General features: G+C 74.1%; 8 protein-coding genes. 4 read left to right on the top strand and 4 right to left on the bottom strand.

Features of this window, described 5'->3' with window-relative positions:
• The first annotated feature begins 37 nt into the window (after positions 1-37).
• Positions 38-988 carry a 2-hydroxyacid dehydrogenase gene (locus ACZ6ZR_RS38135; protein WP_465650566.1) on the top strand — a complete coding sequence of 317 codons (951 nt, stop codon included), beginning with the start codon at positions 38-40 and terminating at the stop codon, positions 986-988.
• Between the two features lie 4 nt (positions 989-992).
• Here ACZ6ZR_RS38135 and ACZ6ZR_RS38130 read toward each other — a convergent pair whose 3' ends face one another.
• The 3 genes from ACZ6ZR_RS38130 to ACZ6ZR_RS38120 all read right to left on the bottom strand — a co-directional run bounded on the left by ACZ6ZR_RS38130 (position 993) and on the right by ACZ6ZR_RS38120 (position 3,801).
• Entirely contained in the window at positions 993-1,862 is an 870-nt protein-coding gene (locus tag ACZ6ZR_RS38130; protein ID WP_465650564.1) for an alpha/beta fold hydrolase, read from the bottom strand.
• Positions 1,863-1,918: 56 nt separating this feature from the next.
• Positions 1,919-2,911: a DUF4231 domain-containing protein gene (locus ACZ6ZR_RS38125; protein WP_465650562.1), complete on the bottom strand. Its 993-nt coding sequence runs from the start codon at positions 2,909-2,911 to the stop codon at positions 1,919-1,921.
• Between the two features lie 140 nt (positions 2,912-3,051).
• The gene (locus ACZ6ZR_RS38120; RefSeq protein WP_465650560.1) at positions 3,052-3,801 is read right to left on the bottom strand and encodes a sugar isomerase domain-containing protein; all 750 of its coding nucleotides are present in this window, start codon (positions 3,799-3,801) and stop codon (positions 3,052-3,054) included.
• Between the two features lie 217 nt (positions 3,802-4,018).
• On the opposite strand from ACZ6ZR_RS38120, the gene ACZ6ZR_RS38115 reads away from it, so the two are divergent.
• Complete coding sequence (locus tag ACZ6ZR_RS38115; protein ID WP_465650558.1) at positions 4,019-4,711, top strand: metal-dependent transcriptional regulator; 693 nt, start codon at positions 4,019-4,021, stop codon at positions 4,709-4,711.
• A 407-nt stretch (positions 4,712-5,118) separates the two neighbouring features.
• On the opposite strand, the gene ACZ6ZR_RS38110 is transcribed toward ACZ6ZR_RS38115, so the two are convergent.
• Complete coding sequence (locus ACZ6ZR_RS38110) at positions 5,119-5,814, bottom strand: bifunctional DNA primase/polymerase (protein ID WP_465650556.1); 696 nt, start codon at positions 5,812-5,814, stop codon at positions 5,119-5,121.
• A 375-nt stretch (positions 5,815-6,189) separates the two neighbouring features.
• On the opposite strand from ACZ6ZR_RS38110, the gene ACZ6ZR_RS38105 reads away from it, so the two are divergent.
• Both ACZ6ZR_RS38105 and ACZ6ZR_RS38100 read left to right on the top strand, forming a co-directional pair.
• On the top strand, positions 6,190-7,566 hold the full coding sequence (locus tag ACZ6ZR_RS38105) for a transcriptional regulator (RefSeq protein WP_465650554.1): 1,377 nt from the start codon (positions 6,190-6,192) through the stop codon (positions 7,564-7,566).
• Positions 7,567-7,729: 163 nt separating this feature from the next.
• Positions 7,730-8,851 carry a hypothetical protein gene (locus tag ACZ6ZR_RS38100; protein ID WP_465650552.1) on the top strand — a complete coding sequence of 374 codons (1,122 nt, stop codon included), beginning with the start codon at positions 7,730-7,732 and terminating at the stop codon, positions 8,849-8,851.
• The last annotated feature ends 120 nt before the right edge of the window (positions 8,852-8,971 follow it).

Here is an 8,971-nt window from a genome sequence, read left to right as displayed (position 1 = left end):
CCCCCGAGGCGCAGCCACTCGCGTATAGGCTCCCCGCATGGATCAGGTACTGGTGACCAGGCGGCTCGTCGATGGTGTGGTGGAGCGGCTGGCCCCGCACTGCCGAGTGCGGCTGCACGACAGCGAGGCGCCCATGCCCAGGGCCGAGCTGCTGGCGGCCGTCGCGGGTGCGGCGGCCGTGGTGACCACCCTGGACGACGTGGTGGACGGGGAGTTCCTGGATGCCGCCGGGCCGGGGCTCAAGGTGGTGGCCAACCACGCGGTGGGGTTCCACAACGTCGACACGGCCGCCTGTGCCGCCCGTGGGGTGACCGTCACCAACACCCCCGGGGTCCTCACCGAGGCGACCGCGGACTTCACCTGGGCGCTGCTGCTCGCCGCCACCCGCCGCCTCGCCGAGGGCGAACGCCTGATCCGCTCGGGCGAACCCTGGGCCTGGGCGCCGACCTTCATGCTCGGCACCGAGCTCACCGGCGCCCGTCTCGGCATCCTCGGCATGGGCCGGATCGGCCAGGCCGTGGCCCGCCGCGCGGTCGGCTTCGGGATGGAGCTGTCGTACCACAACCGCTCCCAGCTCCCGCCGGAGAAGGAGCACGGCGCCCGCTGGGTCGACCTCCCCCAACTCCTCGCCACCTCCGACGTGTTGGTGGTCACCTGCCCGCTCTCGGACGCGACCCGCCACCTCCTCGACGCCACCACCATCGCCCGACTCCCGTCCGGCGCGGTCCTGGTGAGCGTGGTGGCCGGCATCGTCGACGAGCTCGCCCTCGCCGCCGCCCTCGGCTCGGGGCACCTCTCCGCCGCCGCCGTGGACAACTTCGAGCGCGAGCCGGCCGTCCCGGCCGAGCTGCTGGCGCAGCCCACCGCCGTGTTGGCCCCGCACCTGGGCAGCGCCACCGTCCGCACCCGCCGCGCGATGGGTGACCTCGCCGTCGACAACGTGCTCGCCGTGCTGGCCGGCAAGGACCCCGTCACGCCCGTCCGATGAGACGTCAGCCCGCCGCCCACCGCAGCGCCTCGGTCAGCACCGCCAGCGCGCCGAAGTGGGCGGCGCCGGGCTCCAGGTAGAGCTCGGCGCCGGGGATGTGCTCGGCCAGCCAGCGGGAGTGCTCCACCGGGGAGAACTGGTCGTCCGCGCCGTGCCAGAGCCGGACCGGCACGGTGATGTCCTCGACCTTGAAGCCCCAGTCGGTGGTGAAGGCCAGCGCGTCGTCGATCCAGCCGTCCGCGCTGTAGTGGAAGGCGGCCGCGTAGGTGGAGAGCAGCCGGCGCCGGATGCCCGAGTCGGTCACCACCACCCGGTCGGTGGGCGGGAGTTCGGGGACCAGGCCGTCGATCACGGCGGCCGGGTCGGCCTTCATCCGGCGGGACTTGGCCTGGAAGGAGGCGGCGAAGCGGTGCGGGCCGAGCTCGGCCTCGTGGTAGGCGTGGTCGTTGGAGGCCGTCATCCCGGCGTACCAGTCCAGGCCCTCCGCGGTCCGCGGCGCCAGGCTGACCAGCACCGCCGCCCGCCGCACCCGCCCGGGCAGCAGCGCCGCGCAGGCCAGCGCGTGCGGCCCGCCGCCGGAGCGGCCGAGCACCGCGAAGCCGTCGATGCCGAACGCGTCGGCGATCGCCTCCACGTCGGCCGCCGCCGAGGCGACCCGGCGGCCGGGCAGCCGGGTGGACTCGCCGTAGCCGGGGCGGTCGAAGGAGATCAGGTGGACGCCGAGCCGGTACAGCACCGAGCTGCGCGGGCTGGGGCCGACCCGGCTGCCGGGGGTGCCGTGCAGCAGGAAGACCGCCCTGCCGTCCGGATCGCCCCAGGTCTCCACCGCCAGCGTGCGGCCGTCCCCCACCTGCACCAGCTGTGACGACGCCATCGGGCTCCTCGGGTCGGGGACGCCCACGGGCGCCCGGTCGGTGGGGGCCGCCGGTGTCACATCCCCAACGGATCGGTGGTGCGTACCTCGCGGCGGGCCTGCCAGGTGGTGTGCTCCCGGGAGATCGCGTCCTCGGCGTCCCGGGCGAGCCGGGCCCAGGTCTCCTCGGCGTCCGGGGTGTCCAGCGGCAGCTGGCTCAACTGGGCCTCGATCACCGCGAGTTCGGAGGCGGCGATGGAGTACGCGGCGGCCTGCGGCCGGTACTGGCGCAGCTGGGCCCAGGCGGCCACCGAGGCGGCCACCGCCGAGACCGCGCCGAGCGCGTCGAAGCTGAACTCGCCGAGCGCCCGCAGCACCGCCATCACCAGACCGCCCAGCGGCAGCACCACGCCCAGCAGGTCGGCCCAGCGGGTGGCGTTGGTGCAGGACCGGGCCTTGCCCCGGTACCACTCGCGCTGGGTCTTCACCCGCTCGCGCAGGTAGACCTCGCGGCGGACCGCGAGCGGCTGCTCGCGCAGCTGCCGCATGCTCTCGGTGATCTGCGGGTGCCGGGCCGGGCGGCCGGCCAGCGGGCCGCGCCAGCCCTGCAACTCGGCCTGCACCCGGGAGAGTTGGGGGATCGCCCGGCTGGTGCCGAACTGGCCCAGGATGCCGCCGAGTTGGACGTCGTAGAGCCGCTCGGCGTCCGGCAGGGTCTTCGGCGGCGGCTGGTAGGCGTCGGCCCGCACCGCGTACTTCCAGGAGAGCGTCTTGACCGACTCGGCGGCGGCCCGGCCCTCGTACCAGAGGCCCTGCGGGTTCTGCCGTCCGGCCACGGCGGCCAGCGCCACCGTGAGCAGGTAGGCGGCCGCCGCCAGCCAGGCCGGCAGGGTGCCGTCGGCGGAGCCGGCGAAGGCGGCCAGCACCAGCAGCAGCAGGCCCCAGCGGGAGAGCGAGACGGCCCGCCGCTGCCCCTGGAGCGAGGAGGAGTCCGCCGTCCAGAACAGCTCGGGCATCAGCTCGTCCTCCCGGACCCAGCCCATCGACCGCCCGTCACCGGCCACCGCCATCCGGACCCCCGTCGCTCGCGTCTGCTCCGCCCAGAGCCTGTCTGGCAGGCTCTATACCTACTGCCCCGGGCGGAGCCCCGCTACGCCCTTCGGGTGTCCCAACTCCCGACGATCACAAGGGAACTGGCGAATCGTGCGGGTCAGAAGGTGTAGTAGATGCGCTCCGCGTTGTCCGCCATCACCTTGACGTTCCACTCGGTGCCGCCGTCCACGTTCCCGGAGCGGAAGAGCGGGGGAGTGACGCCCCGGTCGGCCAGCTTGCCGACCGCCGAGGCCACCACGGCCTGCATCAGCGCGCTGGTGACGATGGTGGAGACGGAGCCGAAGGTGGTGCCGGCGCCGGGGTGGGAGAGCTCGCCGTCGCCGACCGCGATCTTGCTGTCGAGCACCACGTCGCAGTGGTCCTTGAGGTAGGTGCCGGTGGGGTGGTTGGAGGTCACCTCGGCCGGATAGGCCAGCGAGGTCACGCCGATCACCGAGAGGCCGCGGGCCCGGGCGTGCTCGGCCAGCTCGACCGGCATCACCTGGCGGCCGGAGAGCGAGATCACGAAGAGCAGGTCCCCGGCCCGGGCCGGGGTGAGGTCCAGGGTGGTGGTGGCCAGGCCGGAGACCCGCTCCAGGGCGCTGCCCAGGTTGGCCGGCATCACGTTCACCCCGGTCATGCCGGGCACGTTCAGCAGGTTGACCACCACCAGGCCGCCGGCCCGGTAGACCACGTCCTGGGCGGCCAGCGAGGAGTGCCCGGCCCCGAAGGCGAAGATCCGGCGGCCCTCCTCGACGGCCTCGGCGAGCAGTGCGGCGGCCCGGTCGATCGACTCCGCCTCCTCCGTCCGGATCCGGTGCAGGTGCTCCACCGCCGCGTCGAAGTACTGCCCGACCAGGTCGCTCATCAGATCTCCGTACCGTGGGGGCGGCCCGTGGTCCAGACCGCAGTTTGGGAGAAAGCTACGGCGAGCACGGTGCGGCCTGGGGGCGGCGGCTGTCAACAGTGACGAAATCGCCGCAGTGGTTGTGGAAAGCCCGGGAACATGGGGTCCGGCGGCGGTCGTTGTCCCCCGGGTACGTCAGAATTGGCGGTGAGGATACCGAGGAACGGAGCCAGCGGCGATGTCTGGGCTGATCGACACCACAGAGATGTACCTCCGCACCATCCTGGAGCTGGAGGAAGAGGGCATCGTGCCGATGCGGGCCCGGATCGCGGAGCGGCTGGAGCAGAGCGGCCCGACGGTCAGTCAGACCGTCGGCCGGATGGAGCGTGACGGCCTGCTCCAGGTCGCGGGCGACCGCCACCTCGAGCTGACCGAGGAGGGGCGCCTGCTGGCGGTCCGGGTGATGCGCAAGCACCGCATCGCCGAGTGCCTGCTGGTCGACGTGATCGGCCTGGAGTGGGAGCAGGTGCACGAGGAGGCCTGTCGCTGGGAGCACGTGATGAGCGAGACGGTCGAGCGCAAGGTGCTCGCCATGCTCGGCCACCCCACCCAGTCCCCGTACGGGAACCCGATCCCCGGCCTGGACGAGCTCGGTGACACCCGGGCCGAGGGCGAGGGCCACGACGCCTCGCTGGTCACGCTGGACTCGGTCCGCCCGGGCGAGGCCGGGGTGGACGTGGTGGTCCGCCGGATCGGTGAGCCGATCCAGAACGACGAGTCCCTGATGCTCACCCTGCGCCGGGCCGGCATCCGGCCGGGCACCACCGTCCGGGTCTCCGCCGGCGTCGGCGGCCTGCTGGTCGGCGCGGGGGAGAACGCGGCCGAGCTCCCCAAGGACATCGCCGCCCACCTCTTCGTCGCCGAGGTCTGATCCCCGCCCCACGAAGCCCGGAAGCTTGTGAGCCCGGTGCGTCCCCTTCGCACCGGGCCCTCTGCCCCCCGCTTCCCCTCCGTCCCCCACCCCTCCCGGGAGAGCCCCCCGATCCGCCTCACTCGGCTTCCCCGTCCGAGCGCCCCGCCGGCGTTCCTCTCGGAGGAGTTCCTCCCCTCGGCAGATCCCGGCAATCCTTGAGCGTCGTCACTCGTACGAGCGGCTTCCCCGGGTGATCACCGGGTACACCGGTGTCTTATCCGCTGCCTCACCTGCGCCGACGCGTGACGGGCCCCGCCCCCGGTGGGGGACGGGACCCGTCAGCGGTGCGCGGTGATCCCGCGCGGTGCGCGCCCTCACCCGATAGGCGTAGGACGGCAGTTCGGGGGTGCCGGGTTGACGCCTCGTCAGCGCCCCGCGGTGGCCGGGGCGGTCTGCGGCCGCAGCGGCGCCGCCTCCCGCCCGCAGGCGTACGCCAGCGGACTGATCAGGTCCTGGGCGTCCGGCAGCCAGCGGTTCATCTCGGACGGCGGCCGGGCCCAGCGGGCCGAGCTGAACAGGCCGACCCGGGAGGACGGGCCGACGATCCAGTCGCCCTCGCCGCGCGCCACCATGTCGAGCCGCCCGGGGCCCCAGCCGAGCCGGCGGAGCATCTCGGGCAGCTTGGCGACCACCCCGGGCAGCACCAGGAAGAGCAGCCGCCGCCCGGTGGTGCCGGGGGTGGCGGGGGTGGAGACCACCGGGCCGAGCTGGAGGCTGAGCCGCTCCATCCGGGCCAGCGCCAGGCAGCCGGCCATCTCCGGCACGTCCAGCGCGTCGAAGAACCGGCCGGTGGGCAGCAGGATCGAGCCCTCCGGGTTCTCGGTCCACCACTTGCGGACGATCCCGGGGCCCGCGCTGGCCTTGCGCCGCCACTCCGGACCGGTCGGGTGGGCGCCGGGCAGTTCGCAGCGCTCGTCCCCGCAGGAGCACCGCGCCGGGCCGTCGCCCTCGATCAGCCAGCAGCCCTGCGCCACCTCCCAGTGCCGGTCCTCGACGTAGCTGACGGCCTCGATGAGCAGCGGGGGCAGGCCCGACCTGGGCGTTTGAGGGGTCTCTTCCACGTGCTGCTCAACTACCGTCCGTGAGTGGGGTTACGGGCTGTGCCGGGCCCGGTTTCGCTCGGGCCCCGATGTCACCCCAACCGGTGACGCGGCGCGGCTCCGACCGGGCGCCGCCGGGGCGGGAACGCAACTGCCGCATGGGTTCCCGGCGTTAGGGGCGGGGTAGAGGTGGAACAGGCTCCTGACGGCGCAACAGGGGGCGCACGGGGGCATTTGGCAGGGCGCGTGGGGGTCGGGCCAGTCACCGTGGGTATCCCGCTGGCGTTGCTGATCGCTAACCTGCACTCAGAAGCCTTAACCGGTCGGCACGTCGGCAACCGAGCAGCATAATCGTCGCCCGCCGGTCAGGGCCGGGGGCGTGGGGAGGCGAAGCCCATGGCCGCAAGAGCACTCGTCGCACGGCAGCCCAACGAGCGTCTGCAGCAGCTGATCCAGGAGGCGAGCTGCTCGAACGCGGGCCTCGCCCGCCGGGTGAACCTCTGTGGCGCCGAGCACGGGCTCGACCTGCGCTACGACAAGACCTCGGTCGCCCGCTGGCTACGCGGCCAGCAGCCGCGCGGCCAGGCCCCGGCGGTCATCGCCGAGGCGCTCGGCCGCAAGCTCGGCCGCAGCGTCACGGTCGAGGAGATCGGCATGGCCGACGGCAAGAACCTCAGCTCCGGCATCGGGCTTCAGTTCGCCGCCACCCTCAGCGGAGCGCTGGACCAGGTCTGCGAGCTCTGGCGCAGCGACGTCGGCCGCCGGGAGTTCCTCTCCGGCGCCACCGTGGCCGCCTCCGCGCTGGTCGAGCCCAGCCGGGACTGGCTGATCACCCCGCCCGACCCCTCGGTGGCCCGGGCCGGCGGCCCCCGGGTCGGCCCGGCGGACGTGGCGGCGATCCGGGCCACCACCCAGATGCTGGTCGACCTGGACCACCGCTTCGGCAGCGGCCACGTCCGCCCCGTGGTCGTGCACTACCTCAACAGCGTGGTCTCCGGTCTGCTCGGCGGCGCCTACCGCGAGCAGACCGGCCGTCAACTCTTCGCCGCCGTGGCGCGGTTGACGGAGCTCGCGGGCTACATGGCGGTGGACACCGGCCAGCCCGGCCTGGCCCAGCGCTACTACATCCAGGCCCTGCGGCTGGCCCAGGCCGCCGACGACCGCGGCTACGGCGGCTACGTGCTGGCCGCCTCGATGAGCCACCTGGCCGCCGCCCTCGGCAACCCGCGGGAGATCGCCCAGCTCGCCCGCGCCGCCCAGGAGGGCGCGCGCTCGGTGGCCACCCCCACCGCGATGGCGATGTTCTACGCCGCCGAGGCCCGCGGCCACGCCCTGCTCGGCGACGCCCGCTCCTGCGAGGCGGTGGCGGCCAAGGCACTGGCCGCCATGGAGCAGCGGAACCCGGAGGACGACCCGGACTGGATCGTGCACTTCGACGAGGCCTACCTGGCCGACGAGTTGGCGCACTGCCACCGGGACTTGGAGCAGGCCGCGCAGGCCGAGAAGTACGCCCGCACCGCCCTGGAGCTGCACCCGCCCACCCGGGTTCGGCGCCGCGCGGTCGACCTGGTGCTGCTGGCCACCGCCCAGCTCCAGCAGCGCGACGTGGAACGCGCCTGCGAGACCGGCACCCAGGCCGTCCGGCTGCTCAGCGGGCTGCGCTCCAACCGGGGCGTGGAGTACCTGGACGAGTTCCGCCGCCGCTTGGAGCCCTACCGCAGCCACCGCGCGGTGCGGGAGTTCCAGGCCCGGATCGAGGTGGAGGCCGCGTAGCCCGCTCCGAGACCTGCCGGGGCGCGTAGTCAGGGCTGACGGGTACGGGGTAGGTTGGGCCCGATAGTCGGCGTTCCGGCGCGGTCAGGGGCACAGCGAGCGCGCGGTAGACCGAGAGAGGCCCGCGGTGCGGACGCAGGCCGTGCACAGGTGAGGAAACCCGTTGAGCCAGCGCCGCTCGTACAACAACTCCGGCGACTTCAACCTGGACGACCTGTTCCGGCCGGAGCCGGACGCCGCCCAGCAGCAGGCGGCCCAACAGCAGGCGGCCCAGCCGGTCCAGCAGGGCTTCCCGACCGGGCAGTTCCAGGGCGGCCCGGAGTACGCGACGCCGGCCCACGGGGTCCCGCCGCAGGCGGCGGCCCCGGCCGCCCCGGCGGACGCCTCGCAGGCGACCCAGTACCTGCCGCCGTACCCGGCGGGCCAGCCGATGCCCGGTCAGTCGATGCCCGGTCAGCCGATGCAGGGTCAGCAGACGTACGGCGGGCAGGGGTTCGGCGCGCCGCAGCAGCCGCAGCAGCAGTTCGGTGAGGCGCAGCCGTCCTACGGCGGGCAGAGCTTCGGCGGGCAGCAGGGCTTCCCGGCGGCCGCGGGGACGCAGCAGTACCCGGCGGCGCCGTCCTACGGTGCCCAGGCCCCCGAGCCCGCGCGCCGCGGGCCCGACAAGCGGCTGGTCATCGGCGGCGTGGTGGCCGCCCTGGCCGTCGTGGGCATCGTGGTCGCCATCGCCTCCAGCGGCGGCGACACGGGCGGGGACGCCGGCAAGAAGTCCACCAGCACCACGCCCGCCAAGCCCAGCGCCGGTGCCTCGGCGGCCTCCGGCGCGGCCGTCAGCCCCGAGACCAAGGCCCAGGCCGAGGCGCTCTCCGCGCTGCTCGGCGGGGCCAACACCAGCCGCACGGCGGTGGTCAACGCCGTCGGGTCGGTGCGCAAGTGCGAGAAGCTCCCGGAGTCCCAGGCGGCGCTCGACCAGGCGGCGCAGCAGCGCGACAAGCTGGTCAGCGGGCTGGCCGCGCTCAAGGTCGACCAGCTGCCGAGCGGGGCGGCCCTGGCCGAGCAGCTCAAGAAGGCCTGGGAGGCCTCGGCCAACGCGGACCGCGAGTACTCGCTCTGGGCCGCAGACTCGATCGCCGCCTGCGACCCGAACAAGAAGGACAACCCGCACCTCAAGAACGGCGACGCGGCGAGCGGCACCGCCACCACCGCCAAGAACCAGGCCAGCACCCTCTGGAACGCGATCGCCGCCCAGACCGGCCTCCCGGCCAAGGCCTCCATCGAGCTCTAGTGCAGCGCCCCGCAGGGGCGCGGGGAACGGCGCGAATCGGAAGACGGCCCACCTGCAACTGAGGCTCCGTCAGCCAGTTGCAGGTGCTGCCGTTCCCCCGCGCGCAGTTCCCCGCGCCCC

This window comes from Kitasatospora sp. NPDC088742 (genome assembly GCF_055584905.1).
This window is presented reverse-complemented; position numbering and strand designations above follow the sequence as displayed.

Coding starts and splice junctions, on each gene's coding strand:
- ACZ6ZR_RS38135 (WP_465650566.1), top strand. CDS start 38: ATGGATCAGGTACTGGTGACCAGGCGGCTCGTCGATGGTGTGGTGGAG.
- ACZ6ZR_RS38130 (WP_465650564.1), bottom strand. CDS start 1,862: ATGGCGTCGTCACAGCTGGTGCAGGTGGGGGACGGCCGCACGCTGGCG.
- ACZ6ZR_RS38125 (WP_465650562.1), bottom strand. CDS start 2,911: ATGGCGGTGGCCGGTGACGGGCGGTCGATGGGCTGGGTCCGGGAGGAC.
- ACZ6ZR_RS38120 (WP_465650560.1), bottom strand. CDS start 3,801: ATGAGCGACCTGGTCGGGCAGTACTTCGACGCGGCGGTGGAGCACCTG.
- ACZ6ZR_RS38115 (WP_465650558.1), top strand. CDS start 4,019: ATGTCTGGGCTGATCGACACCACAGAGATGTACCTCCGCACCATCCTG.
- ACZ6ZR_RS38105 (WP_465650554.1), top strand. CDS start 6,190: ATGGCCGCAAGAGCACTCGTCGCACGGCAGCCCAACGAGCGTCTGCAG.